Below are 25,000 nucleotides of genomic sequence, written 5' to 3' on the forward strand. Positions count from 1 at the left end.
CATGGTTTCTGCGGCGGATTATCTACGCAAGGTGTTGCTCTCTCCCGTCTACGAGGCGGCGCGAGTCACTCCCTTGCAGACCCTTAAAAAATTGTCCGAACGGCTCGGCAACCAGGTGGCGCTCAAGCGGGAAGACTTGCAGCCGGTGCACTCCTTCAAGCTGCGCGGCGCCTATCACAAGATCGCGACCTTGAGCGCCGAGCAGAAGGCCAGCGGCGTGGTGGCAGCCTCGGCGGGCAACCACGCCCAGGGGGTCGCCCTGTCGGCGGCCAAGCTCGGCATCCACGCGGTCATCGTGATGCCCAAGACCACGCCGGACATCAAGATCGACGCGGTGCGTGCCCAGGGCGGCAACGTGCTGCTGTTTGGCAACAGCTTCGACGAGGCCTATGCCGAGAGCCGCCGCCTCGCCGAGACCGAGGGTTATACCCTGATACCGCCGTTCGATGACGTCGAGGTGATCGCGGGCCAGGGCACCATCGGCAAGGAGCTGCTGGAGCAGGATACCCACCTCACGCACGTCTTTGTGCCGGTGGGCGGCGGCGGTCTGGCCGCCGGGGTGGCGGTCTACATCAAGCAGTTGCTGCCGGAGGTGAAGGTGATCGGGGTGGAGGCGGAGGGTTCCGCCTGCCTCAAGGCGGCGCTGGAGGCCGGTGAGCCGGTCAATCTGGATCGGGTCTCGCTGTTTGCGGACGGGGTGGCGGTCAAGCGCATCGGCACCGAGACCTTCCGCCTCTGCAACCAGTATCTGGACGAGGTGATCACCGTCTCCAACGACCAGATCTGCGCGGCGCTGAAAGATATCTTCGACGACTGCCGTGCCATCGCCGAGCCCTCGGGCGCGCTGTCGCTGGCGGGGCTCAAGGCTTACAGCGAGCGGGAGCAGGTCAAGGGCGGCCGGATGGCGGCCATCCTGTCTGGCGCCAACGTCAACTTCCACAGCCTGCGCTACGTCTCCGAGCGTTGCGAGATCGGCGAGAAGCGCGAGGGTATGCTGGCGGTGACCATCCCCGAGCGTAAGGGGGCCTTTCTCGACTTCTGCCGTCAGCTCGGGCCGCGCATGGTGACCGAGTTCAACTACCGCTACGCCGATGCGGCGCAGGCCTCGCTGTTCGTCTCGGTGCGCCTGACCGGTGGCGACGAGGAGCTGACCCAGATCACCGGCCAGCTGGAGGAGAACGGCTACCCGGTGGTCAATATGACCGAGAGCGAGCTGGCCAAGAATCATGTGCGTTACATGATTGGTGGCCGTCCGGCGCGGCCATTGGGAGAGCGGCTCTACAGCTTCAAGTTCCCGGAGCAACCGGGTGCCCTGATGCGCTTCCTGGAGACGCTGGGCTGTCGCTGGAACATCAGCCTGTTCCACTATCGCAACCACGGCGCCGACTATGGCCGGGTGCTCTGCGCCTTCGAGTTACCGGATCAGGATGTGGCCGCCTTCCACGACTACCTGCGCGAGATTGGCTATGGCTGGAAGGAGGTCAGTGACGACCCCGCCTACAGGTTGTTCCTGGCGAGTTGAGGGGTTCATGGGGTTGGATTGCGTTGCGCGAATCGAGCCCATGGGTGCTGAGAGACGAAACCGGAGGATCTCCTCCGGTTTTTTTATGTCCGTTGGTGGTGGATAGGTAGAGCTTTGTCATCTGCCGATAATGTCGCCAATATCACACTCCTGAGTCCCTGGTCATTTGAGGCTACCAAGAGATAGGATAATCTCAGTGAGGGGCTTGGGTTCTGGGCCTCATCAGGGAAGAGAGACGCCAGCGCGTCATAACAATTCATTGCAGGGGCTCATCATGAACAAGTCTACGCTTGCCGTGCTCGTCGGCGGCCTGATGGCAACGGGGGCGGTGCAGGCCGCCGCTCAGGACAACACCTGGTATGTCGGCGGCAAGGCCGGCTGGTCCAATTACTACGGGGTGGATTATGACGATCAGGTCAAGGACCTGGTCGATGCCTTTGATGCCGGCAAGGATCACAGCGATCTTGGCCTCGGCGCCTTCGCCGGCTATCAGGTGAACCGCAATGTGGCCGTTGAGCTCGGCTATGACTGGCTTGGAAAGTATCAAGTCAATCAACACTTTACAGATAATGGTGTCGATGCGCGGCTGGACGGGGAGGCCAAGGCCCAGATGATCCAGGCCACCATGAAGATAGGCTTCCCGGCGACTCAGGCGCTGGACATCTACGGTCGGCTGGGGGGGGCCTATGCCTGGACCGATAGCTCCATCGATGCATCTGCCAACGATGGCATCAGCAACCAGTCCCTGTCTGGCGGTGGCAAGTACCATGGGGCCGCCTTCGTCGGTGCGCTGGGGATCGAATATGCCATCGACAAGGATTGGGCCGCTCGCCTCGAGTACCAGTACACCACGCCGCTCGGCAAGACCTCGCTCGATGAGTCCGGCATAGAGATGGACAACGGCCTGTTGTCGGTTGGCATGCTCTATCGCTTCGGCCAGGTCGGCGACGAGCCGGTGGCGCCTGTGCCTGCTCCTGAACCCGCGCCAGCTCCGGTGCTGGTGGAGAAACAGTTCAGTCTGGATTCGGATGTGCTGTTCGAATTCAACAAGGCGACCCTGAAGCCCGAGGCCAGCCAGGCTCTCGATAACTTGTTTGCCCAGATCCTGGCCGCCAATCCGAAGGATGGGGTGGCGACCGTGATCGGCCACACCGACCGCATCGGCTCCGATGCCTACAATCAGTCCCTGTCCGAGCAACGAGCCCGCAGCGTGGCGGATTACCTCATCGCCAAGGGCCTGTTTGCCGACAAGGTGCGTGCCGAGGGGCGCGGTGAATCCTCCCCGGTGACGGGCGGCAGTTGCCCGGATGGTGCCAAGGCGCAGATGATCGCCTGTCTGGCCCCGGATCGCCGGGTCGAAGTGCGGCTGACCGGGGTCTCCCAGGCCGCCGAATAAGCCGCTGCAGTCATGGCGTAAAAACAACGAGGGGGCCAAGGCCCCCTCGTTGTGTTCTGGCTATACCCCTCATCCCCAACCCTTCTCCCGCGAGGGGAGAAGGGAGTAAAGATGCCATGACGGCTGCCTACTATCGCTAGGCCCCTAGGTTTGATTAGCCGCGGGGCGGCGTAATCAGACGCGCAATAAGGAAAACGCCACTGTAAGGCTCACGGGGGTTAATTCAATTCCGTGGGGTCTATGTCCAGACTCCAGCGCACCTTCTTGGTCTCGGGCCAGCCATCCAGCTCCTTGACCACCCAATCCAGCAACTGGGCGAGCGGGGCCCGGTTCGGCCCCTGCACCAGCAACTGCATGCGGAACTTGCCCGCCTTGCGCTCCATGAAGCCGCTGATGGGCCCCAGCACCTGTACCTGAGGGTAACGGGCACTGCGCAGGGTGTCGGCGAGGCGGGCGAGGAACAACTGCACCTCATCGCGGCCGTTGGCCTCGGCCCGGAATAGCCCCTGATAGCTGAAGGGTGGCAACCCCAGCAGGCGGCGCTCCTTGAGCGCCGTGTCGGCGAAGTGGCCGTAGCCGTTCTGGGTCAGATCCTGCAGCAGGGCGTGCTCCGGGTGATGACTCTGCAGCACCACCAGCCCTGGCTTGCTGGCACGTCCGGCGCGACCCGCCACCTGGGTGTAGAGCTGGGCCAGCTTCTCGGCGGCGCGAAAATCGGCGCTGAACAGGGCGCCATCCACATCCAGCAGGCCCACTAGCGTCACGTCCGGGAAGTGGTGACCCTTGGCCAGCATCTGGGTGCCGATCAGGATCTTGTACTTGCCGGCCTTGATGTCGCCGAGGTGCGTCTCCAGCTCTCCCTTGCGGCGGGTGTTGTCCCGATCGATACGCACCACTGGATATTGCGGGAAAGCGGTGGTGAGCAGTTGTTCCAGCTGCTCGGTGCCGACCCCGGAACCCACCAGCTCGTTGCTGCCGCACGAGGGGCAGTGGTGGGGCAGCGGGCGGACGCTGTCGCAGTGGTGACAGTGCAACCGCCGTCCGGCCTGGTGCCAGGTGTACCAGGCATCGCAGCGTTCGCAGGCGGCGCTCCAGCCGCACTGGTGGCAGATGAGGGCCGGGGCGTAGCCGCGGCGGTTGAGAAACAGCATCACCTGATTGCCCGCCGCCAAGTGTTCCGCCATCAGTTGCTCCAGCTGGGGGGACAATCCGGCCTGCAGCCGCACGCTCTTGATGTCCAGGATCACCTGGCGGGCGGTCTGGGCGTTGCCGGCGCGTCGGGTCAGGTGCAGGTGGTGATACTTGCCGGTGCGGGCGTTGTGCAGTGTCTCCAGGGACGGGGTGGCCGAGCCGAGCAGGATGGGGATGCCGGCGCGGTGGGCCCGCATCACCGCGAGATCCCGGGCGTGGTAGCGGAAACCGTCCTGCTGTTTGAAGGAGCCGTCGTGCTCCTCATCGATGATGATGATGCCGAGATCCTTGAAGGGGGTGAACACGGCGGAGCGGGTGCCGATCAGGATGGCGGCACCGCCGTCCCGGCAGGCGAGCCAGGCATCGAGCCGCTCCCTGTCGTTCATGGCGGAGTTCATCGCCACCACCGGCACCTGGAAGCGGCGGCGGAAGCGGTTGATGGTCTGCGGTGTGAGGCCGATCTCCGGCACCATCACCAGCGCCTGCTTGCCCGCCTTGAGCAGGGGTTCGAGGATGCTCAGGTAAACCTCGGTCTTGCCGGAGCCGGTGATACCGTCCAGCAGGAAGGCACCGAACTTGTCGCGCTGGCTGGTGATGGCGGCTACCGCCAGCGCCTGCTCGCCGTTGAGGCGCAGCCCCTCGCCCGCATCGAAGCGGGTCGCCCAGTCCCCTTCGTGGCTCGGTTCGAGACTGCGTTTCTCCAGCAGACCCTTCTTCTCCAGCGCGTTGAGCGCCGCGCTCTGGATCTCCTCCTGCTTGAGGGCGGACGGCGTCTGCGGCCCCTTGCGCAGCCAGGCGAGGGCCTGCTGCTGCTTGGGGGATCGCTTGAGCTCGTTCAGATCGATGGCCATTCCCGCGTCGGTGGCGAACCAGAACTCCAGCTCCCGGTAGGCGGCGCTCTCGCCCTTGCGTACCAGCACCGGCAGGGCATGGGGCAGCACCTCTCCCAGCGGGTGCTGGTAATAACTGGCGCTCCAGGCCATCAGGGCCAGTATGTCCGGCCCCAGCACCGGCTCGCTGTCCAGCACCCGTTTAATGGGTTTGAGCTTGTTGCGCGGCACTTGGCTCTCGGTCGGATGGGCCACCACCAGGCCGACCAGGGTCTGGGGGCCGAAGGGGATCTCGACCCGGCAACCGGGGGCGGGCAGGGGCAGAGGGGAGAGATAGTCGAAGTGACGGCGCAGGGGCACCGGTACTGCGACACGAACCAGATCAAGCGTTTGCGATGAATCCACCAAGGGTTGCCTATTTTTTCTGCGAAGCCACTTGCCTGATCTCAGGCATTTCCTATATTATTCGCAGCCTTTGAAACTGTGTTCAACAATCGTGTGGTGTCCGACAAGAGATCGGATGGCGACACGGCCTATTATCGAGGTTGTCCATGAAAGCTAATATCCATCCCGAGTACGTCGCCATCACCTGCAAATGCTCTTGCGGTAACGTCATCAATACCTTCTCTACCCTGGGTAAAGATCTGAACCTGGACGTGTGTTCCGCGTGCCACCCGTTCTACACCGGCAAGCAGAAAGAAGTTTCTAGCGGCGGCCGCGTAGACAAGTTCAACAAGCGTTTCGGTGGTCTGACTGCCAAGAAGTAATCTTACTTCTAAAGAATTCTGAAAAAGGCGCCCGATGGGCGCCTTTTTTATTGGGTGGCGTTCTGTATTGCGCCGCTTTGCCCTATGGTGTTGGCTCAATCATGGGAGAAGAACACATGCGCACATGTCTGGTGATGGGAGCGGCTGGCTACATAGGATCCTACCTGGTGCCTCATCTGCAAGGCTTGGGCTATCGGGTGATCGCCGGGGCCCGCCGTCCCTGCCGTCTGCCGGAGGGGGTGGAGTTTCGTCTCGCCGACAGCCTCAAGCCCGCCACCCTGCCACCGGCCCTGGCCGGGATCGACACCGTCTTCTATCTGGTGCATGCCATGGGCGCCGGTGCCGGTTTCCACCGGCTGGAACAGCAGGGGGTGAAGAATTTCGCCGCCGCCGCTCGCGCCGCCGGGGTGCGCCGCATCATCTATCTCGGCGCCATCCAGCCGGCGCACTGCAACAGCCGTCACCTCAACTCCCGCCGCCACTGTGGCGAGCTGTTTCGCGAGGCGGGCGTGCCGACGGTGGAACTGCGGGCCGGCATCATCATCGGGCCCGGCTCGGCCGCGTTCGAGGTGATGCGGGATCTGGTGTTCAACCTGCCCATGATGGTGACCCCCAGGTGGGTACGCTCCCGCACGCCGCCCATCGCGCTGTCCAACCTGCTGCACTATCTGGTCGGGCTGGTGGAGGCACAAGGGGTGGAGGGCCAGGTGTTCAACGCCGCCGGGCCCGAGCTGCTCAGCTACCAGCAGCAGTTGCAGAAGTTTGCGGCCCATATCGGCAAGCGTTGCCCCATCATCCCCATCCCCTTGCTGAGTCCCCGCCTCTCCGCCTGGTGGCTGCAGTTTGCCACCTCGGTACCGCAGCCCATTGCCAAGGCGCTGGTGGGCGGGCTCAAGCACGACATCCCGGCCGACGACGGCCCGCTGCGGGCGTTGCTACCCCAGCACCTGCTCAGCTTCGACGAGGCGCTGACCGAGAGTCTGGCGCTGGAGCAGCGGCTCGGCGCCGAGCAGCAGGGGGAGGAGACACCGCTGGGCCTGCGCTGGCGCCATCCCGAGTACGGCTTCTACGACCGCACCGCCAGCGGGGAGGCCGACTGCCTCGCCGCTCCCGAGGTGGTGTGGCAGGTGTTGCAACAGCTCGGCGGTGAGCAACGCTACTTCTACATGAACGAGTTGTGGGTGGTGCGCGAGTGGATGGATCACCTGATCGGCGGCCCGGCCCTGACCCGGGGGCGCACCAATCCGGATCGCTTCGTGAAGGGCGATATGCTGGACTCCTGGCAGATCCTCGGGGTGGATGAGGGGCGCAGGCTGGATCTGCTGTTCAACATGAAGGCCCCCGGCGTGGGGCGGCTGGAGTTCAACATACTGCCGCAGGAGTCCGGCCTGACCCGGCTCAAGGTGACGGCACACTGGCACCCGCAGGGCGCCTGGGGGCTGGCCTACTGGCTCGCCATGCTGCCGTTCCACCTCTTCATCTTCCAGGGGATGACCGAGGCCATCGCCCGTCAGGCGGAGGAGCGAGCAGGCATACCCGTGATGGATTGAAACCATATCTATAACTAAATAGGTATGAGTGGTTGGTGATACGTGCTGATGATTGGCTGATCAGTGGGGTATGGCAATACTTTCTGCTGTGAAAGGGGGCGGGTTTTCTTTATGATCCCGACCCCTCGCCACCGGCGAGCTCGTATCACTCATCCATTATCCGTATCGGGGTCCCCCATGTCCGATCTGCGTCAAGAAGCGCTCGATTACCACGCTCATCCCATCCCCGGCAAGATTGCCATCGCCCTCACCAAGCCCGCCGAGACCGCCCGTGATCTGGCGCTGGCCTACAGCCCCGGGGTGGCCGAGCCGGTGCGCGAGATCGCCGCCAATCCCGAGCATGCCTATCGCTACACCGGCAAGGGCAATCTGGTAGCCGTCATCTCCAATGGCACCGCCATCCTGGGGCTGGGCAACCTGGGTCCGCTGGCCTCCAAGCCGGTGATGGAGGGCAAGGCCCTGCTGTTCAAGCGCTTCGCCGGCATCGACGCCATCGACATCGAGGTCAAGCATGAGACCAGCGCGCAGTTCATCGACACCGTAGCGGCCATCGCCGACACCTTCGGTGGCATCAATCTGGAAGACATCAAGGCACCGGAGTGTTTCGAGATCGAGCAGGCGCTGATTGCGCGCTGTGACATCCCGGTGTTCCACGACGATCAGCACGGTACCGCCATCGTCACCGCCGCCGGCCTGCTCAACGCGCTGGAGGTGCAGGGCAAGCGCATCGAGCAGAGCCGCATCGTCTGCATGGGGGCCGGTGCGGCCGCCACCGCCTGCATGGATCTGCTGATCAAGTGCGGGGCGGCGCCACAGAACATCTTCATGCTGGATCGTCAGGGAGTGATCCACGCCGATCGCACCGATCTGAACCAGTACAAGCAGCGCTTCGCCAACGCCACCCCGCTGCGCACCCTGATGGATGTCATCGAAGGGGCGGATGTGTTCGTCGGCGTCTCCGGCCCGGACGTGCTGCCCGCCGAGGCGGTGGCCCTGATGGCGCCGCGCCCGGTGATCTTCGCCTGCTCCAACCCGGATCCCGAGATCAAGCCCGCCCTGGCCCATGCCGTGCGGGGCGATCTCATCATGGGCACCGGTCGTTCGGACTATCCGAACCAGATCAACAACGTGATCTGTTTTCCCTTCATCTTCCGCGGCGCGCTGGATGCCCGTGCCAGCCGGATCAACGATGCCATGAAAGTGGCGGCGGTGGAGGCCATTCGTGGCTTGGTGAAAGAGCCCGTACCGGCCGAGGTGCTGGTGGCCGCCGGGGTGAGCGAGCTGCATTTTGGCAAGGATTACGTCATTCCCAAGCCGATGGATGCCCGCCTGTTGCCGCGGGTGGCCCGCGCCGTGGCACTGGCGGCGGTGGCCTCCGGCGTGGCGCGCATCGCGCTGCCGGCAGACTATATGCTGGATTGAGCCTCAGGCTCGTTCTCGGCAAAAACAGAAGGGGCCCCGCGATGGGGCCCCTTCTCGTTAGGGCAAAGCCGAGTCGTTGCTATCAGGCCTTGGGTGCCGCTGCTGCGGGTTTGACCTTGGCAGGAGCGACGGAGGTGTGGGCCGCCTTGTGGTGTTTTTTCACGACCTTGGTCTGGGTGGCATGGGGAGCGGCAGCCTTGGTCGGGGTGGCCGCCATGGTGAAGCCAGAGGTCAGGGCGAAGACAGCGGCCAGGGTCAGGGGGATCAGCTTTTTCATATTCCAGTTCCTCATTCGGGTTGATGACATGGAGCGTTTCTCCATGCGTTCATCCTAGGGCAGCGCCTGGTTTGCTTCAGTGAGTGGCTGGTGACGGTTTGTATCCAAATGTACGGGCAAGGTCAGGCAGAAACGGGCGCCGCTCGCAGAGGGCAGCAGCTGCACCTCGCCGCCGTGGTGGCGGGCGATGCTGCGCACTATGGCGAGCCCGAGCCCGGCGCCACCGGTGCGCCTGTCCCGGCTCTGATCGAGGCGCACGAAGGGCTCGAAGATCTGGGGAGCCAGCGCCGGGTCTATGCCGGGCCCATCGTCACTCACTTCCAGCAGATAATGCTCCTGCTGCCGCGCCATGTGCAGGGTCACCCGACTGCTGGCGTGGCGCAGGGCATTGCCGATGAGGTTCTCCAGCGCCCGCTCCAGCAGCCTGGCGTCGCCACGCCAGGGCAGGGGACCGGCGGGGGAAATGAACTCGAGTCGCTTCTCCGGCCGCAGCGCCTGCCAGTCGGCGAGGTGCGCCCCGGCCCAGTCGCCTAGCTCCAGATCGCTGCATTGCAGCGGTAGCTCGGGGCGATCGAGCCTGGCGTAGGTGAGCATCTCCTCGATGAGGGCATCCAGCGCCCCGAGATCGCGCTCCAGCCCCAGTCTGTCCGCTTCGGCCGGTTGCGGCTCCAGCATGGCGAGCCGGTAGCGCAGCCGCACCAGCGGGGTGCGCAGCTCGTGGGCGATGGCATCGGTCAGCTGCTTGCGACTGGCCAGCATGGCCTGCAGCTGCTCGGCCATCAGATCGAAGGTGCGACCGACCCTGGCCAGGCTGCTGTTGGCGGGCAGGCCGGTGCGGCTGGAGAGATCGCCGTCACCGACCCGGCGGGCGGTTTGCTCGAGTTGTTGCAGGCCGCGCCAGTGGGGGCGCAGCCAGAGCAGTATGGGCAGGCCAAGGGAGAGACCGATGAGCAGCAGCAGGCCCACATCGACCCAGTGCAACTCGTGCAGGTAGGAGAGATAGGGCACGGGGCCGACGATCAGCACCTGATCGGTGGCGGGGATGCGCTGCAGGAAGGTGTCATCCTCCTCGACGATGACGATGTTGCCCGCCTCGAGAAAGCTCTGATCCTCCCGGGCGAGAGGCTGGTTGGCGAGGGCGCCTATCTGCAGCGGCAGGGCGAGCTGACGGCTCTGCTCCGCCGTGCGCTCAGACCAGCGCTCCGGTGGCAAGCGGGCCAGCTCGCCGGTCAGCAGGCCGAGGGAGCCTTGCATCATGTGCTCCAGATAGCGATCCCCCGCTCGCTCGGCGCTGACCTGATAGACCAGGCCGATCAGCAGAATGGCGAGGCCAAAACAGCCGATCAGCAGCAGATAAAACTGGATAAACAGGCGACGCATGGACGCTTTCCCTGTGAGTTGAGGTGGGGGCTGGCCATCGACACTGAGCCGCCAGCAGCCCGGTTAGTCCCAGGCCTGGGGCACCAGCAGGTAGCCTTTCTGGCGTACCGTCTTGATCCGGGTCGGGTTGGTGGTGTCATCGCCGAGCTTGCGGCGCAGGCGGGAGATGGCGACGTCCATGCTGCGGTCCTGGCCGTCGTAGTCGCGGCCGCGCAGGCTGCGAAACAGCGCCTCCCGCCCCAGGATCTGGCCGGCGTGGCAGGCCAGCTCCCACAGCAGATCGAAATCGGCGGTGGAGAGCGGGATGCTGTTGCCGTCGAGGCGCACGTCCCGGCCGGGGCCATCGATCAGCAATCGGCCGAATTGCAGGCGCTGGGCCGGGGTGGCGGGGGCGGCCGGTTGCGGGGTCTGCTGCTGGCGGAACTGCACCCGCAACCGGGCCAGCAGCACAGGCGGCGGCGTGGTCTTGAGGATGTAGTCGTTGGCGCCAAGCTCCAGACTGAGGATCTGGTTCATGTCGCTGTCGAGCGAGGTGAGCATGACGATGGGGCCGGCAAAGCGCGGCCGCAGATCCCGGCACAGGGAGAGGCCGTCCTGACCCGGCAGCATGATGTCGAGCAGCACCAGATCCGGTTGCTCCGCCTCTACTCTGGCGAGCGCGAGATCGCCCCGGGTCTCCAGCAGCACCTCGATATCGTGGCGGCCGAGCCAGCTGCTGATGAGCTGGCCTATTTCGGGGTCATCTTCAACAAAGAGAACGCGTGGCATGGTGGCATGAGGCCCAGGCAATGGCGCGAATGCGCGTGCCGCCAGCATAACGGCTCCGCCGTCTGTCTGCACTGGGATAAATAATCGAGCAGGGCCCATGGGCCCTGTCGTTATGCGGGTGAGATTATCGACCGGCCTTGCGGCGCCGCTCCCGCCTCGTATCGAGGCTCCTGGCGCCCTTCTCCCCTGGCGGGAGCAGGGCTGAGGATGAAGGAGAGGGCTTAACCCGCCTTGCGCTTCAAATAGACCCCGGCTTCCATATGATGGGTCCAGGGGAACTGGTCGAACAGGGCGAAGCGGGCGATCTCGTGGGTCTCGCCGAGCACCGCCATGTTGGCCTGCAGTGTCTCGGGGTTGCAGGAGATGTAGAGGATGTTGTCGTACTCCTGCACCAGTTTGACGGTCGCATCGTCCAGCCCGGCACGGGGCGGATCGACGAAGATGGTGTTGCACTGGTAGCTCTTCAAATCCACGCCCTTGAGGCGGTTGAACTCCCGCTCGCCGCGCATCGCCAGGGTGAACTCCTCGGCGGACATGCGCAGTATGATCAGGTTCTCCACCCCGTTGGCGGCGATGTTGAACTGGGCTGAGTCCACGCTCGGCTTGGCGATCTCGGTGGCCAGCACCTTGCGGAAATTCTGGGCCAGGGCGATGGAGAAGTTGCCGTTGCCGCAGTAGAGCTCCAGCAGGTCCCCCTCGCTCCCCTTGGTCACGTCCAGCGCCCAGCCCAGCATCTGCTCGTTGATGGCGGCATTGGGCTGGGTGAAGCTGTTCTCCACCTGCTTGTAGATGAGTTCACGGCCCTGCACATTCAGCCGCTCGATGACGAACTCCTCTCCCAGGCAGATCTTCTGCTTGTGGGCGCGACCGATGAGCCGCAGATCGAAGCCCTGGGCGCGCAACTCGCTTTGCAGTGCCTCGGCGACAGGCTGCCAATCGGCCTGGAGCTGGCGGTGATAGAGCAGGCTGACTGCGATCTGGCCGGACTGGGTGGAGAGGTAATCTATCTGGAACAGTTTCTTGCGCAGCACCGGGTGCGGGCGCAGGCCCTCTATCAGCTTGGGCATCAGCTGGTTGATGAGCAGGCTGGCGGTGGGGAACTGGTCGACCCGGATGATCTCCTTGGTGGCCGGGGTATACATGCAGTGGAAGAGATCGTCCCCCTCGTGCCAGATGCGAAACTCGGCGCGCATCCGGTAGTGCTCGGCGGGGGAGGCGTGCACCTCCAGCGCCGGCGGGTTGCTGCTGGCGAACAGCTCGGTGAGGCGGGCGCGCTTCTCGTCGAGCTGGGCCTGATAGTCGGCGGGGGTCCGCTGGGATTGGGTCATAGATACCTCAGATGCACACCGGCAGGGCCGGGCAGAAACCGGGGGAAGGCCTTGGCCAACCAAAGGGGCAAGATTGTAAGAGGCGGCCGCAGATTCTCCAAGTTTTTATGGTCAAGAAGTGTCCAGTCAGGCCGATAACCGATCCACCACTATGGCGGGAGGAAGAATGATGCAGATCGATGGCATGGGCGCGGCCCAACCCAAGGGAGTGGGTGCCTCCCCCAAGGCAACCCAAACCACCCAGAGCAAGCAGGCGGAGGAAGGGGATCAGGTCTCCCTCAACCAGCCACCCAAATGGGCGCAGCGGCTCATCCAACAGGCGCTGCAGTTCGCGCTGGAGATCAACGGCCAGCACTATCAGGCCCCCAAGAGTCAGGAGTTCAAGCTGGCTCAGCCGGAGGCGATCACCCCGGAGACCCTGTTCGATTTCGAGTCGGTGGCGGACAACGTGCTGCAATTTGTCACCGGCCGGCTGGGCGTGGCCAAGGCGGATGGCAAGAACGACGACGAGCTGGCCGAGATGATGGCTCAGGCCCGCAAGGGCGTGGACATGGGTTTTGGCGCGGCCAGGGAGCAGCTCGGCAGTTGGGCCACCGATAACGAGGACATCAAGACCGGTATCGATCAGAGCTACAAGCTCATCCAGGAGGGGTTGGCGTCCTTCGAGAAGGCGTTTTTCGGCGAGGTCTCGACCACCGAACTGGGGGCGGCCGAGATGGCCAGCCGCCAGCAGAGTTCCCTCGAGATCGAGACCCGGGACGGGGACAAGGTGATACTGCGCTTTCGCGACAGCTGGCAGTTCAAGTCCCGCAGTGAAGAGGGAGGCAACCAGTTCAGCCTCAAGTCGAGCCAGAGTTTCGATTTCTCCCTGGAGGGGGATCTCGACGCTGGTGAGCTGGATGCCATCGGCCAGCTGGTGAAGGGGTTGGACGAGCTGGCGGGCAAGTTCTTCGGCGGGGATGACAAGACGTTGGCGGACAAGTTGAACGGCTTGCAGCTGGATGACAGCCAGCTGGCCTCCTATTCCCTCAAGCTCAGGCAATCCACCAAGTTGAGCCAGACCTATCAGGGGGCCCACTCCCTGCAAGACAGCCTGAAGCCGCTGGCGGACTACCTGCCGAGGCTCGGCCAGCTGCAACAGCAGGCCGACGGCTTGCTGCCCGCAGCGCAGCAGCAGGCGCTGACGCCGGCCGTGCTGGCGGCGCGAGGCCAGACCGACGGGGCAGGTTTTATGGGCTTCAACCAGCGGATGCTGGAGGCCATGCGGCTGCTCGGCCAGGTCTGACGCCGATCCGCAGCCTGACTCGTTTGCCAGCCCCTCGTCGGGCTGGCACACTGCCCTTTTCCTCGATCAGAAGCGGCCATGAACCCCAAGAAGCCAAGAGACAAGCGCGAGCTCTGCTACCCCTTCATCTTCGAAACCCAGTTCCAGTGTGACTACGAGATCGCCACCGACGAGCTCTGCTGCCAGGTCGGGGCCGTGTTGTCACACCTTGCACCGGATGCCGATACCGACCCCATGCTGGCGGATCTCGCGGTCTTGCAGCGGCTCATCTACAACCTCAACGGCTCGGTGCGCGGCAAGCTCGGGATCTTCGAGCAGGATCTGGACTGGCTGAAGGGGCGTTACGATCACTACAACGAGGCGAGCCGCGGCCGGGTGACCGGCTTCGTGCTGCCTCAGGGGCCCCAGCCCATCCCCACCCTGCACCTGTGCCGCTGCGGCAGCAAGAAGGTGGTGCGGTTGCTGGTACGGCTGGAGGAGAGCGGGGTGCGCTTCGACCCCATCCTCTATCGCTTCGCGAACCTGCTGGCGAACTTCTTCTTCGTGCTGACCGTCTACCTCAAGCAGTGCTGGGAGGTGCCGGAAGTACCCTATATCAGCATCAACTACTGATTTTGACGGCTGTGATGGATGTTTAGTACTGCTGGTTCACCTTGAATAGCGAGAAATCGCCGACAATATGTGTCATAGCAGCATCCGTCACCCAAGCGGATCCCGCATAAAAAAACCGGAGCACAGGCTCCGGTTTTTTTATGCTCGCGGCAACTCAGCTTGAGAGCAGCACCCTGGCCGAGTTGGCCGGGATGGTGAGCTGGATCTGCCCCTGCACCACCTCGAACTTGTCGCCGTTGAAGGCGTCGGTGAAGCGGCTGGCGGGGCTGGCGGTCTGCCACAGGGGCAGGCTGATGGTGCGCGGCTCGCTGGGATGGCGGTTGCAGGCCACCACCACCTGATCGCTTTGCAGGGTGCGGGCGAACACATAGCTGTGGGGGCCGGCGTAGAGGGTCTGGATGTCCCCCCGGCGCAGGGCCGGGCGCTGCTTGCGCAGCTGGATCAGGCGGCGATAGTGATCGTGCAGCACGTGATCCCAGTGGGTGCTGTCCCAGGGGAAGCAGCGCCGGCAGTCCGGATCGTTGCCGCCGGAGAGCCCCACCTCGTCGCCGTAGTAGATGGAGGGCACGCCGATATAGGTGATGAGCAGGGTGGCGGCGAGGCGCATGCGCTGCTTGTCCTCCCCCAGCAGGTGCAGGAAGCGGGCGGTGTCGTGGCTGTCCAGCAGGTTGAACTGGGCCAGCTGGTTCTTGAACGGGATATGGGCCCGCGCCAGCTTGAGCCAGCTGTCCAGCTCGGTAGCACTGATCTTGATGGGGTGGTAGGCGATGTCCTGCCCCGCCAGGAAGGCGCGAATGGGGTGGGCGAAGCCGTAGTAGTTCATGGCGCCGTCCTCCTGATCCCCCTGCAGCCACTGGCTCGCCTCGAAGAAGTGCTCCCCCAGCACGTAGGCGTCCGGGTTCTCCTGCTTCACGGCGTCGCGAATGGCACGCACATGGCCGCGGTTGCCTTCGGCGGTGCCGCGCTCCCCCAGCATGTGGATGACGTCGAAGCGCCAGCCATCGATCTGGTAAGGGGCGCGCATCCAGTAGCGCAGGATGGCGTTGTCGGCCCGATATACAGCGTCTTGCACCTGTTCGCTTGAGAAATCAAGTTTGGGCAGGCTGCGGATCCCCTTCCAGCTGACATAATCTCCTTCTTGATCGAAGGTGTAGAAGCTGCGCCAGGGGGAGTCCGGATTCTGCTGGGCGCCCAGCGGCGGACAGAACCAGGGGTGCTCGGTGGAGGTGTGATTGACCACGGCGTCGAGGATGATCTTCATGCCGCGCTGGTGCAGGTTGCGGGTCAGCTCGGCGAACTGCTCGTTGGTGCCGAGGTGGGCATCCACCTTGAAGTAGTCCTGGGTGTCGTACTTGTGGTTGCTCGGCGAGTCGAAGATGGGGTTGAGATAGAGTGCCGTGATGCCGAGGGACTGCAGGTAGTGCAGCTTGCCGTCGATCCCCGCCAGATCCCCACCGTAGAACTCGCAGGCCCCGTGACCCTCCTCGTGGCGACTGACCGGCGCGCCCCAGGCCTTGCTGATGACGGCCTTGCCCTTGTACTGGTATTCGTGGTGCCGCACGCTGAGGGAGGGATCGCCGTTGCAGAAGCGGTCGGGGAAGATCTGGTAGAACACCTGATCCTGCACCCAGGCTGGCGGCTGGTGCTGGCCGTTGAAGCGAAAATGCTGCTCCCGCGGCGGCATGGCGGCGCTGACGCCGGCCCCGTGCAGCCACCACTGCTGCTCGTCGGTGAGACACTTGAAGCAGTAGAGGTGAATGTCCTGCCCCCTGGCGAGCGGCAGCTCGAGCTGCCACACCTGCAGCCGGTCCCGGGTCGAGACCGGGCGCATGGCCAGCAGGTACTCTTCGTTGTCCGGCTCGTGGCGCAGCCACACCTCCCGGATGGGAGTGTCCAGCTCGCTGAACAGGGTGATCAACAGGGTGTCGGCACTCTCTTTGAACCAGGGTGCCACCTGGGGGTGAAACAGGAAGGGATGGGTCATGGTGTCTACTGCGTCAGAGGGGCGGCGAGGGCCATTTTACCCTGTCCGTCGGGTTGGATATGTGCTGACCGGCGCACAATGAGGCCTGTGGGTCGGTCAGCCGTGTGTCGATTGGCTCAGCGAGCCGGCAAGGGTGCTCAGGGCGCCGATCGGTCGCCGTGCCCTTACTGGGTCAGCAGGTCGGCGAGGGCATTGCCCTGTTCATGGAGCTGCTCGAGCTGATCCGCCTGAATGAGACGGGGATCCGGCTCCTGCTGATCGGCCGTTGTACATCTACTGGGTCAGCAAATCGGCCAGGGCGTTACCCTGCTCGTGCAGCTGCTCGAGCTGATCCGCCAGGGTGGCGGGATCCAGCCCCAGCTCATCGGCCAGCGGCTTGGGGAAGCGCGCTATGATGGCCTGGGCCGGGACGCCCGCATGCCAGGCGAAGGAGACGAAGACGGCGAGCCGGATCAGCACGGCCTCCTTGCTGACCGGCTGATAGGAGAGCGGATCCAGTTGCTGGTCGATGGCGTCGACGAAGGACTCCGACAGGTTCCAGCGCCGCGCCAGCTCGGCGCCGAGCTCGGCATAGTCGTAACCCAGCATCTCCCGCTGGGCCTCGACCCGGCTGCTGCCCTTTTCGATGGCCAGGTTGATGAGTTCGGCCTCTTCCGGCAGTGTGCTCTGGATGAGCAGCTCGCCGATGTTGTGGATCAGGGCGCAGGTGAAGGCGGTCTCGGCATCCAGCACCTTGGTCTGCTGGGCCAGGGTGCGGGCTATGGTGGCGACCTGGAAGGTCTGGGTCCAGAAGCGGTTCTTGTCGAAGCTGGGAGGGGCCTTGAAGCTGCTGATGATGCCGGAGGCGACCACCACGGAGCGCAACCGGTTGAAGCCGAGCCGGATCACCGCCTGCTCGATGGAGGTGACCTCGTTGCCCCGGCGCAGGGCGGCCGAGTTGGCCATCCGCAGCACCTTGACGCTGATGACTTGATCCATGGCGATCTTGGCCGCGATCTCGTCGATGCGGGCATTCTCGTCATTGAAACTCTGCATCAGTTCATGCAGCAGTTTCGGGATTGTGGGCAGTTGTTTGATCTTGCCAAACAGGCGATCCATCGACATGGCTGAAGCAGCCTCCATTGCGAACAGTGCTCATAGTGTGCCACAGCCTGACCACTTGTTCCTGCCTGGGATAGGGTTTCGTGAGCCCTAGTACACCCAGTCCCGCAGCCTGTATTCCAAACGGTGCTGTTTTCCCTTCAAGATCAGCGTCTCCGTGGTTCCGCTCAGGGTGGCGCCCTCGGTCAGGGTGGCGAGCACGGCCTGTTCTATCTGATCGAGTTGTGGCGGGCAGGCCATGGCGGTGCTGCCGAGGCTGCTGACCCAGAACTTGCCATCCTTGAGGTGGCCCTGGCCGAAGTAGCGGTTGCAACCGGCGATGCCGTTGACGGTGAAGTGTTCGCCTATCTCGAGATCGGGCGGGTTGTCGCGGCGGCTGGCGACGGCTTGACCATCCAGCTTGTCGAGCACCCAGTGGTGGTGCTGCAGGTCTTGCTGGACGAAGGCGGGAGTACTGCTGCAGGCGCTGAGCAGGAGCAAGGCGAGCAACAGTAGCAAAAATCTGGGCATTGAAGGGGCTCCGGTGATGGGAGCGACAAGCATACCTTCGGCATGGCCCGCGAGGCAGGGCAAGGGGGGGGGATCCCGACCGCTTCTGTCGCCCTCATGGCGGCAGGGGTGTCGGTAAATGGCAACACTTGCCTCGGTCGAGCCTCGTCATCGACAACAAGGGCCACCCGTGGGTGGCCCTTGTTGCGTTGGTATCGGCTAACTCAGTTCGCGAACAGGCGCTCGGCGTAGCGGGCGAGACCGGATGCGACCGAGCCGAAGTCATCGCCGCCTTCCAGCGGGATCGCCGGCAGCTTCTGGCGAATGAAGGCCTTGATCAGCGGCGAACGGGCGCTGCCGCCGGTGACGAAGATCCGATCCGGTTGTACCCCGGCGGCGGCGATCGCCTCGTCCATCAGCTCGCCTATCTTCTCCAGCAGCGGCGCCGAGGCGCTGGCCAGTTGCGCACGGCTGAGCTCCGCCTCCAGCCCCTTCTCCAGCTCGCTCAGGGTCTGACGATTGAGCTCGTGATCGGACAGTGCAATCTTGCCCTGCTCGGCCCGCCACACCAGCTGGTGGCTCAGCTTGTGGGCACGCAGACTGGCGAGGCGCGGGAGCTTGCTGCCGGGTCCGCTGTCGAGCTGCAGATCTTGCAGCTGACGGGCGGTATCCAGGCTGTAGAAGCGGCTCTGGGCGCTGACGTCGTTGATGGCGGCCGCGTCCCAGAACAGCGGGTGGGGCAGCGGCTTGCCGGTCTTGAGGGTCTCGTGCATGCCGAGCAGCGGCATCATGCCCTCCACCGTCAGCCGGATATCGAAATCGTTGCCGCCGATGCGCTGGCCGCTGTGACCGAGCAGATCGCCGCCGCGATCCAGCCGGTCTCTGTGGCTCGGGCCCATGCGCAGCATGGAGCAGTCGGTGGTGCCGCCGCCGATGTCCACCACCAGTACCACCGCATCCTCGTCGAGGCGCGCCTCGAACTCGAAGCCGGCGGCCACGGGTTCATACAGGAATTCCACCTGCTCGAAACCGGCGAGCCGGGCCGCCTCGGTCAGGATGGCAATGGCCTGGCGATTGCTCTCTTCCCCCGCCAACCCCTGGAAGTTGACCGGGCGACCGATGACGGCGCCGCGCACCGGTTGGCCCAGCTGTTGCTCAGCTTCCCGGCGCACGTGCAGCATCATGGCGCAGACGATGTCTTCAAACAGGGCGATCTGGGGGGCCTTGAGGCCATAGGCGCCGAGGAAGGACTTCGGCGACTTGATGTAGTAGCCGTCGTCCGGCTCCTCCAGGTAGCGCTCCAGCGCCGCGGCCCCGAAGCTGAGCTCGTCGATCAGCCCCTCTTCGCGCATCTGGCGACGCACCGCCTGGGCACGGGGCACCACGGGGCCGCGCAGCTTGAGGTATTCCTGCTGCTGGGCCGGGGCCAGCCCCTCGGCCAGCAGGCCGGCGATGGCCTCCCGGTGAGGGGCGTGCAGGGTGGAGGGCAGATAATGGGAACCGCACAGGCTCAGCAGCCTGGGGCTGCCTTGCTCCATCACGGCGACGGCACAGTTGGAGGTACCGTAATCAAATCCGACAAACATGGGCAGCCAGGCTCCTGAGTAAAAAAGGGCTGGTAGCCTACCCGATGGCGCCGGGTCTCACAACCCGGCACCTCGTTTATTGCGAGGAAAGCTTATTCCACCTCGTTGTCGCTGCGACCCTGGCGCGCGATGGCCTGGATGTTGCTGAGGGTGGTGTCGGCGATGGCGTGCAGCGCCTCCCGGGTCAGGAAGGCCTGGTGACCGGTGAACAGCACGTTGTGGCAGGCGGAGAGGCGGCGGAACACGTCGTCGGTGATCACCTCATTGGACTTGTCGGAGAAGAACAAGTCTTCCTCCTCCTCGTACACGTCCAGCCCCAGCGCGCCGATGCGGGCGGTCTTGAGCGCCTCGATGGCGGCGTTGGCGTCCAGCAGGCCGCCACGGCTGGTGTTGATGATCATCACCCCGTCCTTCATCTTGGCGAACGCCTCCTTGTTCAGCAGGTGGTAGTTCTCCTTGAACAGCGGGCAGTGCAGGCTGATGACGTCGGACTGGCGGAACAGGGTGTCGAGATCCACGTATTCGGCGCCGAGATCCAGCGCGGCCTGGCTCGGATAGGGGTCGCTCACCAGCAGGCGCATGCCGAAGCCCTTGAGGATGCGCAGGGTGGCGATGCCGATCTTGCCGGTGCCGACGATGCCGGCGGTGCGGCCGTGCATGTTGAAGCCGACCAGCCCCTCGAGGGAGAAGTTGGCGTCGCGGGTACGCTGATAGGCCTTATGGATGCGGCGGTTGAGGGTCATCATCAGGCCCACCGCGTGCTCGGCCACCGCCTCCGGCGAGTAGGCGGGCACCCGTACCACTTTGAGCCCCAGTTCCTTGGCGGCGACCAGGTCCACGTTGTTGTAACCGGCGCAGCGCAGGGCGATCACCTTGGTGCCGTTGGCGGCCAGCTCGGTCAATACCTCCCGGTCGGCGTCGTCGTTGACGAACAGGCAGACCACGGGGAACTGGTGGGCGAGGCGAGCGGTCTTGGCCTCCAGCCGCACGTCGAAGAACTCCAGCTCGAAGCCGTACTGGCTGTTGGCCTGGTTGAAGTGTTCCTTGTCATAGCTCTTGGTACTGAAAACGGCGACTCTCATGATGCGCTCTCCGCAGGTTTCGATGTGGTTAAATTACAACAACTCGCGCCCTTCATCACGGGATAAATGGTGGGGAATTAGCCCCATGGCATGATGGGAACGGCGCTCACCGCACTCTTGTAAGAACCATCCACCAACTTGGTGCTGTAAGTCAGATACACCAGCGCATTGCGTTTTTCGTCGTAAAAACGCACCACTTTCTGCTCCTTGAACACCAGCGAGGTGCTGACGTCGAACACCTCTTCCCCGGCCTTCAACTTGGCGGGCAGGGTGATGGGACCGATCTGGTGGCAGGAGAGGGAGGCGTGGGAAGGATCCTCCGCCAGCCCGAGCCCGCCCTTGACGCCGCCGGTCTTGGGGCGCGCCAGGTAGCAGGCGATACCGGCTATCCTGGGGTCGTCGAATGCCTCCACCAGGATCTTGTGGTTGGGGCCGACCAGCTGGAAGGCGGTGCTCACCTCGCCGATGGGATCGGCCTTGTCCGCGAGGACGGGCCCGGCAAACAGGGCTGTCAGCAACAGCAGCATGTGTCGATACGACATAAAGACTCCTCCTGGCCTAATAGGGAAGGCCCAAGCGACGATAGAGGCTGGCCAGCACCCAGGCGGGGCCGATCAGCAGAAATTGCAGGTCGGCGAGGAAGGAGGGACGTTTTCCCTCGATCCGGTGGCCGACAAACTGGGCTATCCAGAGTAATACGAAACCGATCAGCGCCGTCAGCAGCAGGGATTCGTTCCACAGGGCGCAGAGCAGGAGCCCGAGGCCGGGTGAACGCCGCCATGCCCAGAAACAGGGGAAACGACAGGCGCAGGTAGAACAACAACACCGGCACTGCCGCCAGCATCGCCCAGTTGAGCCCGGCTGGCCTCGGCAGGCACCAGAGCAGGGCGAGCCCGCACAGGTAGATGCCGGGCACCGCCACCTTGTGGATCGCCACGTTGATCGGATGGCGGTGGCTCTGGCCGTAGTCGTCGAACCATTGTGCGAGTCGTTTCATGGCACCTCCCTGGTGCTGTGGGTGAAAGCTGTCTCTCTCGCCCATCCCGGGCGGATCTGTTGTCTATTGGCTTGGGTTATTTCCCCTGCCGTTGCGGCGATCCCAAAGTTGAGATCGCCGAAAGTGCGCTGCTACTTCCCCTGTGGCGGGTATTCCCAATATTGGGGTGGAATGCTCCTGAGCAAGGGGGTCATGTCCGGGTTGGCCAGCTGGATGCTGACCCGCTGATCCAGGTTCGCGCTGGCCAGGGCCTCGCGGATCTTGGGATTCTCGTGGAAGAACTTCATGAAGCTGCCATCGGCGTAGGCCCGCTCCAGCCCGAGCTGGAGCGCCTTGGCCAGCTTGGGGGATTCGGGACTGACGAAGAAGAACTCGGCGAAGGGATAGCGCAGCAGCAGGTGTTGCTCGACGGCGAGGTTGGGATATTGGGCCATCAGTTCGGCGCGCTCGGCGAAGATCTCCACCAGGTTGCGGGGGAAGAAGTCGAGCTTGTCGCCGTCGTTGATGAGGCGAAACAGGTTGCTGTAGCGACCGGCGTAGGTGGGGATGCCTGCATGCTCCAGGATCTTGTTGTCGGCCCAGCCCACCCCCTGCGCCGCCTTCATCTTCTTGAGGTCCGCCAGGGAGTTGATTTGGTTGAACTTCTCCTGGGCGTCGCTGTGGATGAAGGCGATCCGCAAGCCTTCCAGGCCGCGAAACAGCGGTATGGGTACCGGGATGAGATTGGATTCGAGGGTACTGGAGGTGCCCATCCAGAACACATTGATGGTCTTACCCCTGCGCAGTTCTTGCTGCAGGCTGTACTGATTGAGGTTGAGTTCGACCCGCTCCAGCTTGAATGGCTGCCCGGCGCGATCGAGCGCCAGTTCCAGCAGCTTGAGCTGATATTCGTTGTCGAGGTCATTGATCGGTCGGCTGGGGACCTTAACGGTGAGAGTCTGTGCTTGTGCCAGCAGCGGCAGGCACAAACACAGTCTGATGAGCCATTTCACTCTCTGCTCTCCTGATAGATTCCGGGACTTGCCCGGAGTCTATCAGAACTTGTTCACGATCTGATGTCGGCGCCACGATCCAGGCTCCCGACCGATCGGAACGCTACCCGGCAGGATCAGGCGACGCGACGGAACACGTGGGTATCGTTGAATTCCTTGGTGCTCTGACACTCGACACAGAAACGGGACTCAGGACGAGCCTGCAGCCGTTTGAGAGAGATCTCGTCACCGCAGGATTCGCAGTAGCCAAAGTCTCCTTCGTTGATGCGTTTCAACGCCCCTCTCAGCTTGCGCAGATGCAACTTGTCGTGCTCGATGCGGTTCAGCTCCAGACGGCGAGCTTCCTCGATGCTGGCACGGTCAATCTCATCAGCCATCTCGTTGGTATCGGTGGCGATGGCCTGGCTGGCTTGGGAGTTGAGACGTTCTTCGAGCTCGATGATTTGGCGCTCGATCTGCCCCTTGTAAAAGGCCAGTTGGTCTTCAGTCATGAAATCACACATACGGTTAGCTACCAGTCAGTTTCCCAATTTTACCCATTTATGGGGGCTGTCTGCCTGCAGACCAAGCCCTCGTATCCCGATTTGCACCAAATCCATGCAGGAGAGTGCAAATCAGGGCGGGCCTTGTACCAAAAAAAAGCACGGATGCAAAGCATATCGGGCAAGGATTGTGCGCCCTTGCAAAGAAATGACCCTCATCCGACAGGGGCTGACTGAGTATCTCCCTGAATCTGCCCGCGGTTGGCATCGGCTTTGCAGAGTAGGTTGATCGGGATACAAGGTGTTTAGTATTTGGTGTCGGGCTGGTCATTATATAGGCCAATGTTTATAGTTTTTTAAACACCATCGCTTGACAAAGGCCCTTGTAGCGGGCTTTTATGGTGTTGCTGATTACATTTATTTAACAAGGGTGTTCCTTATATTAGACACCCTTGCCAATGACAACCGTAGAGTCGGGGTTTAACATGGACAGTATCAAGGGCTGGATGGAGAGCAATCGCATCACGGAGGTGGAGTGCCTGTTCCCGGATTTCACCGGCAATGCCCGAGGCAAGATCATTCCAGCCAATAAATTTCTGCGCGAAGGGGGCATGCGGCTACCCGAAGTCATCTTCACCCAGACGGTGACTGGCGAATATCCGGATGACGACAGCATGATCGACCCGCTGGAGCGGGACATGCAGCTCTATCCCGATCCCAACACCATTCGTTTCGTGCCCTGGGCCTTGGAGCCGACTGCCCAGGTGATCCACGACTGTTTCGACATCAATGGCAAGCTCATCGACATTGCGCCGCGCTCCGTGCTGCGCCGGGTCCTGTCATTTTACGAGAAGCAGGGCTGGAAGCCGGTGGTGGCCCCCGAGCTCGAGTTCTATCTGGTCAAGCGCAACGAAGACCCCGACTATCCGCTGGTGCCGCCGATCGGCCGCAACGGCCGCCCGGAAACCGCCCGTCAGTCGTTCAGCATCGATGCGGTCAACGAATTCGATCCCATCTTCGAGGACATGTACGACTACTGCGAGGCGCAGGAGCTGGAGGTGGACACCCTGATCCACGAGTCCGGCGCTGCCCAGATGGAGATCAACTTCCTGCACGGTGATGCCATCGATCTGGCGGATCAGGTGTTCCTGTTCAAGCGCACCATGCGTGAGGCGGCGCACAAGCACGGCATCTACGCCACCTTCATGGCCAAACCCATGAGCGACGAGCCGGGCTCCGCCATGCACATCCACCAGAGCCTGGAGGATGCAAACGGTCGCAACCTGTTCGGCACGGAAAATGGCGGCAATACCGAGCAGTTCATGCACTTCATCGCCGGGCTGCAGAAATACACCCCGGCGGTGACCGCGCTGCTGGCACCGAACGTCAACTCCTACCGTCGCCTCACCTTCGGCGAGAGCGCGCCGCGTAACGTGCAGTGGGGGGTGGAGAACCGCACCTGCGGGTTGCGTGTACCCTTCTCCGAGGCCAGTGCGCGCCGGGTCGAGAACCGCTTCGCCGGAGCCGATGCCAACCCTTATCTGGCGCTGGCCGCGACCCTGGCCTGTGGCTACCTCGGCATGCTGGAGAAGCTGGAGCCGATGCAGGAGATGAAGGCGAGTGCCTATGACCTGCCCTACAGCCTGCCCCGCTCGCTGGAGGAGTCGCTGAGCCATCTGGAACAGTGCGAGGCCATCAAGGACATGCTGGGCGAGCGTTTCATCCGCGCCTTCGTCGCGGTCAAACGCAAGGAATACGAGACCTACTTCGGGGTGATCAGCCGTTGGGAACGGGAATTCCTGTTGCTGAACGTGTGATCCCTGGGCGCGAGGCGCGCCTGACCACTACCGGGAGAGGCCAGCACCGGCCTCTCCCGTCTCTGACCAAAGCAGCAAGCAACAAGGCCGCCACTCGATGAGTGACGGCGACTTGGGAGTGGCTCAATGCCGCCCGCTCATG

21 protein-coding genes and 1 pseudogene are annotated in these 25,000 nt (G+C 63.4%); 8 read left to right on the forward strand and 14 right to left on the reverse strand.

Annotation, left to right across the window (positions count from 1 at the left end; translation table 11 throughout):
• The first annotated feature begins 1 nt into the window (after position 1).
• The gene (ilvA, locus tag ACZ9IL_RS18725) at positions 2 to 1,522 is read left to right on the forward strand and encodes a threonine ammonia-lyase, biosynthetic (protein WP_476004819.1); all 1,521 of its coding nucleotides are present in this window, start codon (positions 2 to 4) and stop codon (positions 1,520 to 1,522) included.
• 274 nt (positions 1,523 to 1,796) lie between these two features.
• Positions 1,797 to 2,918 carry a porin OmpA gene (ompA, locus tag ACZ9IL_RS18730; RefSeq protein WP_476004820.1) on the forward strand — a complete coding sequence of 374 codons (1,122 nt, stop codon included), beginning with the start codon at positions 1,797 to 1,799 and terminating at the stop codon, positions 2,916 to 2,918.
• Between the two features lie 218 nt (positions 2,919 to 3,136).
• Here ompA and priA read toward each other — a convergent pair whose 3' ends face one another.
• Positions 3,137 to 5,344: a primosomal protein N' gene (priA, locus tag ACZ9IL_RS18735; protein ID WP_476004821.1), complete on the reverse strand. Its 2,208-nt coding sequence runs from the start codon at positions 5,342 to 5,344 to the stop codon at positions 3,137 to 3,139.
• Positions 5,345 to 5,490: 146 nt separating this feature from the next.
• Here priA and rpmE point away from each other — a divergent pair, with 146 nt between their 5' ends.
• From rpmE to ACZ9IL_RS18750, 3 genes are all read left to right on the forward strand, one after another.
• Positions 5,491 to 5,706: a 50S ribosomal protein L31 gene (gene rpmE / locus ACZ9IL_RS18740; protein ID WP_033129027.1), complete on the forward strand. Its 216-nt coding sequence runs from the start codon at positions 5,491 to 5,493 to the stop codon at positions 5,704 to 5,706.
• A 116-nt stretch (positions 5,707 to 5,822) separates the two neighbouring features.
• Positions 5,823 to 7,256 (forward strand): DUF2867 domain-containing protein, encoded by a 1,434-nt coding sequence (locus ACZ9IL_RS18745; RefSeq protein ID WP_476004822.1) that lies wholly within the window; start codon positions 5,823 to 5,825, stop codon positions 7,254 to 7,256.
• Positions 7,257 to 7,433: 177 nt separating this feature from the next.
• The gene (locus ACZ9IL_RS18750; protein ID WP_476004823.1) at positions 7,434 to 8,678 is read left to right on the forward strand and encodes a malic enzyme-like NAD(P)-binding protein; all 1,245 of its coding nucleotides are present in this window, start codon (positions 7,434 to 7,436) and stop codon (positions 8,676 to 8,678) included.
• A gap of 82 nt (positions 8,679 to 8,760) precedes the next feature.
• Here the strand turns inward: ACZ9IL_RS18750 and ACZ9IL_RS18755 are convergent, their stop codons facing one another.
• The 4 genes from ACZ9IL_RS18755 to trmA all read right to left on the reverse strand — a co-directional run bounded on the left by ACZ9IL_RS18755 (position 8,761) and on the right by trmA (position 12,431).
• Positions 8,761 to 8,955, reverse strand: coding sequence for a hypothetical protein (locus ACZ9IL_RS18755; protein WP_033129024.1), 195 nt, complete (start codon positions 8,953 to 8,955; stop codon positions 8,761 to 8,763).
• Positions 8,956 to 9,009: 54 nt separating this feature from the next.
• On the reverse strand, positions 9,010 to 10,335 hold the full coding sequence (gene rstB / locus ACZ9IL_RS18760) for a two-component system sensor histidine kinase RstB (protein WP_476004824.1): 1,326 nt from the start codon (positions 10,333 to 10,335) through the stop codon (positions 9,010 to 9,012).
• A 63-nt stretch (positions 10,336 to 10,398) separates the two neighbouring features.
• Positions 10,399 to 11,103, reverse strand: a complete 705-nt coding sequence (gene rstA / locus ACZ9IL_RS18765; protein WP_476004825.1) for a two-component system response regulator RstA — start codon at positions 11,101 to 11,103, stop codon at positions 10,399 to 10,401.
• A gap of 221 nt (positions 11,104 to 11,324) precedes the next feature.
• A complete protein-coding gene (gene trmA / locus ACZ9IL_RS18770; RefSeq protein WP_476004826.1) occupies positions 11,325 to 12,431 on the reverse strand; it encodes a tRNA (uridine(54)-C5)-methyltransferase TrmA in 1,107 nt (368 codons plus the stop codon).
• A 169-nt stretch (positions 12,432 to 12,600) separates the two neighbouring features.
• On the opposite strand from trmA, the gene ACZ9IL_RS18775 reads away from it, so the two are divergent.
• Complete coding sequence (locus ACZ9IL_RS18775) at positions 12,601 to 13,716, forward strand: DUF5610 domain-containing protein (RefSeq protein WP_476005380.1); 1,116 nt, start codon at positions 12,601 to 12,603, stop codon at positions 13,714 to 13,716.
• A 78-nt stretch (positions 13,717 to 13,794) separates the two neighbouring features.
• Complete coding sequence (locus tag ACZ9IL_RS18780; RefSeq protein WP_476004827.1) at positions 13,795 to 14,328, forward strand: ATP--cob(I)alamin adenosyltransferase; 534 nt, start codon at positions 13,795 to 13,797, stop codon at positions 14,326 to 14,328.
• A gap of 154 nt (positions 14,329 to 14,482) precedes the next feature.
• Here ACZ9IL_RS18780 and malZ read toward each other — a convergent pair whose 3' ends face one another.
• The 9 genes and pseudogenes from malZ to ACZ9IL_RS18825 all read right to left on the reverse strand — a co-directional run bounded on the left by malZ (position 14,483) and on the right by ACZ9IL_RS18825 (position 23,062).
• Positions 14,483 to 16,312 (reverse strand): maltodextrin glucosidase, encoded by a 1,830-nt coding sequence (gene malZ / locus ACZ9IL_RS18785; protein ID WP_476004828.1) that lies wholly within the window; start codon positions 16,310 to 16,312, stop codon positions 14,483 to 14,485.
• 273 nt (positions 16,313 to 16,585) lie between these two features.
• A complete protein-coding gene (locus ACZ9IL_RS18790) occupies positions 16,586 to 17,434 on the reverse strand; it encodes an HDOD domain-containing protein (RefSeq protein ID WP_476004829.1) in 849 nt (282 codons plus the stop codon).
• 69 nt (positions 17,435 to 17,503) lie between these two features.
• Positions 17,504 to 17,923 carry an META domain-containing protein gene (locus ACZ9IL_RS18795; protein ID WP_476004830.1) on the reverse strand — a complete coding sequence of 140 codons (420 nt, stop codon included), beginning with the start codon at positions 17,921 to 17,923 and terminating at the stop codon, positions 17,504 to 17,506.
• A 203-nt stretch (positions 17,924 to 18,126) separates the two neighbouring features.
• Positions 18,127 to 19,488: a molecular chaperone gene (gene yegD / locus ACZ9IL_RS18800; protein WP_476004831.1), complete on the reverse strand. Its 1,362-nt coding sequence runs from the start codon at positions 19,486 to 19,488 to the stop codon at positions 18,127 to 18,129.
• A 92-nt stretch (positions 19,489 to 19,580) separates the two neighbouring features.
• Complete coding sequence (locus ACZ9IL_RS18805) at positions 19,581 to 20,570, reverse strand: 2-hydroxyacid dehydrogenase (RefSeq protein ID WP_476004832.1); 990 nt, start codon at positions 20,568 to 20,570, stop codon at positions 19,581 to 19,583.
• A gap of 77 nt (positions 20,571 to 20,647) precedes the next feature.
• On the reverse strand, positions 20,648 to 21,112 hold the full coding sequence (locus ACZ9IL_RS18810; RefSeq protein ID WP_476004833.1) for a CreA family protein: 465 nt from the start codon (positions 21,110 to 21,112) through the stop codon (positions 20,648 to 20,650).
• A 16-nt stretch (positions 21,113 to 21,128) separates the two neighbouring features.
• Positions 21,129 to 21,567: pseudogene (locus ACZ9IL_RS18815) on the reverse strand (Mpo1 family 2-hydroxy fatty acid dioxygenase).
• Between the two features lie 131 nt (positions 21,568 to 21,698).
• Positions 21,699 to 22,559: a type 2 periplasmic-binding domain-containing protein gene (locus ACZ9IL_RS18820; protein ID WP_476004834.1), complete on the reverse strand. Its 861-nt coding sequence runs from the start codon at positions 22,557 to 22,559 to the stop codon at positions 21,699 to 21,701.
• 116 nt (positions 22,560 to 22,675) lie between these two features.
• Positions 22,676 to 23,062 (reverse strand): TraR/DksA family transcriptional regulator, encoded by a 387-nt coding sequence (locus ACZ9IL_RS18825; RefSeq protein WP_033129010.1) that lies wholly within the window; start codon positions 23,060 to 23,062, stop codon positions 22,676 to 22,678.
• A gap of 464 nt (positions 23,063 to 23,526) precedes the next feature.
• Here ACZ9IL_RS18825 and ACZ9IL_RS18830 point away from each other — a divergent pair, with 464 nt between their 5' ends.
• Positions 23,527 to 24,858: a glutamine synthetase family protein gene (locus ACZ9IL_RS18830; protein WP_476004835.1), complete on the forward strand. Its 1,332-nt coding sequence runs from the start codon at positions 23,527 to 23,529 to the stop codon at positions 24,856 to 24,858.
• The last annotated feature ends 142 nt before the right edge of the window (positions 24,859 to 25,000 follow it).

The sequence above is a fragment of the Aeromonas sp. TECH754 genome (genome assembly GCF_056279295.1).

Coding starts and splice junctions, on each gene's coding strand:
- ilvA (WP_476004819.1), top strand. CDS start 2: ATGGTTTCTGCGGCGGATTATCTACGCAAGGTGTTGCTCTCTCCCGTC.
- ompA (WP_476004820.1), top strand. CDS start 1,797: ATGAACAAGTCTACGCTTGCCGTGCTCGTCGGCGGCCTGATGGCAACG.
- rpmE (WP_033129027.1), top strand. CDS start 5,491: ATGAAAGCTAATATCCATCCCGAGTACGTCGCCATCACCTGCAAATGC.
- ACZ9IL_RS18745 (WP_476004822.1), top strand. CDS start 5,823: ATGCGCACATGTCTGGTGATGGGAGCGGCTGGCTACATAGGATCCTAC.
- ACZ9IL_RS18750 (WP_476004823.1), top strand. CDS start 7,434: ATGTCCGATCTGCGTCAAGAAGCGCTCGATTACCACGCTCATCCCATC.
- ACZ9IL_RS18755 (WP_033129024.1), bottom strand. CDS start 8,955: ATGAAAAAGCTGATCCCCCTGACCCTGGCCGCTGTCTTCGCCCTGACC.
- rstB (WP_476004824.1), bottom strand. CDS start 10,335: ATGCGTCGCCTGTTTATCCAGTTTTATCTGCTGCTGATCGGCTGTTTT.
- rstA (WP_476004825.1), bottom strand. CDS start 11,103: ATGCCACGCGTTCTCTTTGTTGAAGATGACCCCGAAATAGGCCAGCTC.
- trmA (WP_476004826.1), bottom strand. CDS start 12,431: ATGACCCAATCCCAGCGGACCCCCGCCGACTATCAGGCCCAGCTCGAC.
- ACZ9IL_RS18775 (WP_476005380.1), top strand. CDS start 12,601: ATGCAGATCGATGGCATGGGCGCGGCCCAACCCAAGGGAGTGGGTGCC.
- ACZ9IL_RS18780 (WP_476004827.1), top strand. CDS start 13,795: ATGAACCCCAAGAAGCCAAGAGACAAGCGCGAGCTCTGCTACCCCTTC.
- malZ (WP_476004828.1), bottom strand. CDS start 16,312: ATGACCCATCCCTTCCTGTTTCACCCCCAGGTGGCACCCTGGTTCAAA.
- ACZ9IL_RS18790 (WP_476004829.1), bottom strand. CDS start 17,434: ATGGAGGCTGCTTCAGCCATGTCGATGGATCGCCTGTTTGGCAAGATC.
- ACZ9IL_RS18795 (WP_476004830.1), bottom strand. CDS start 17,923: ATGCCCAGATTTTTGCTACTGTTGCTCGCCTTGCTCCTGCTCAGCGCC.
- yegD (WP_476004831.1), bottom strand. CDS start 19,488: ATGTTTGTCGGATTTGATTACGGTACCTCCAACTGTGCCGTCGCCGTG.
- ACZ9IL_RS18805 (WP_476004832.1), bottom strand. CDS start 20,570: ATGAGAGTCGCCGTTTTCAGTACCAAGAGCTATGACAAGGAACACTTC.
- ACZ9IL_RS18810 (WP_476004833.1), bottom strand. CDS start 21,112: ATGTCGTATCGACACATGCTGCTGTTGCTGACAGCCCTGTTTGCCGGG.
- ACZ9IL_RS18825 (WP_033129010.1), bottom strand. CDS start 23,062: ATGTGTGATTTCATGACTGAAGACCAACTGGCCTTTTACAAGGGGCAG.
- ACZ9IL_RS18830 (WP_476004835.1), top strand. CDS start 23,527: ATGGACAGTATCAAGGGCTGGATGGAGAGCAATCGCATCACGGAGGTG.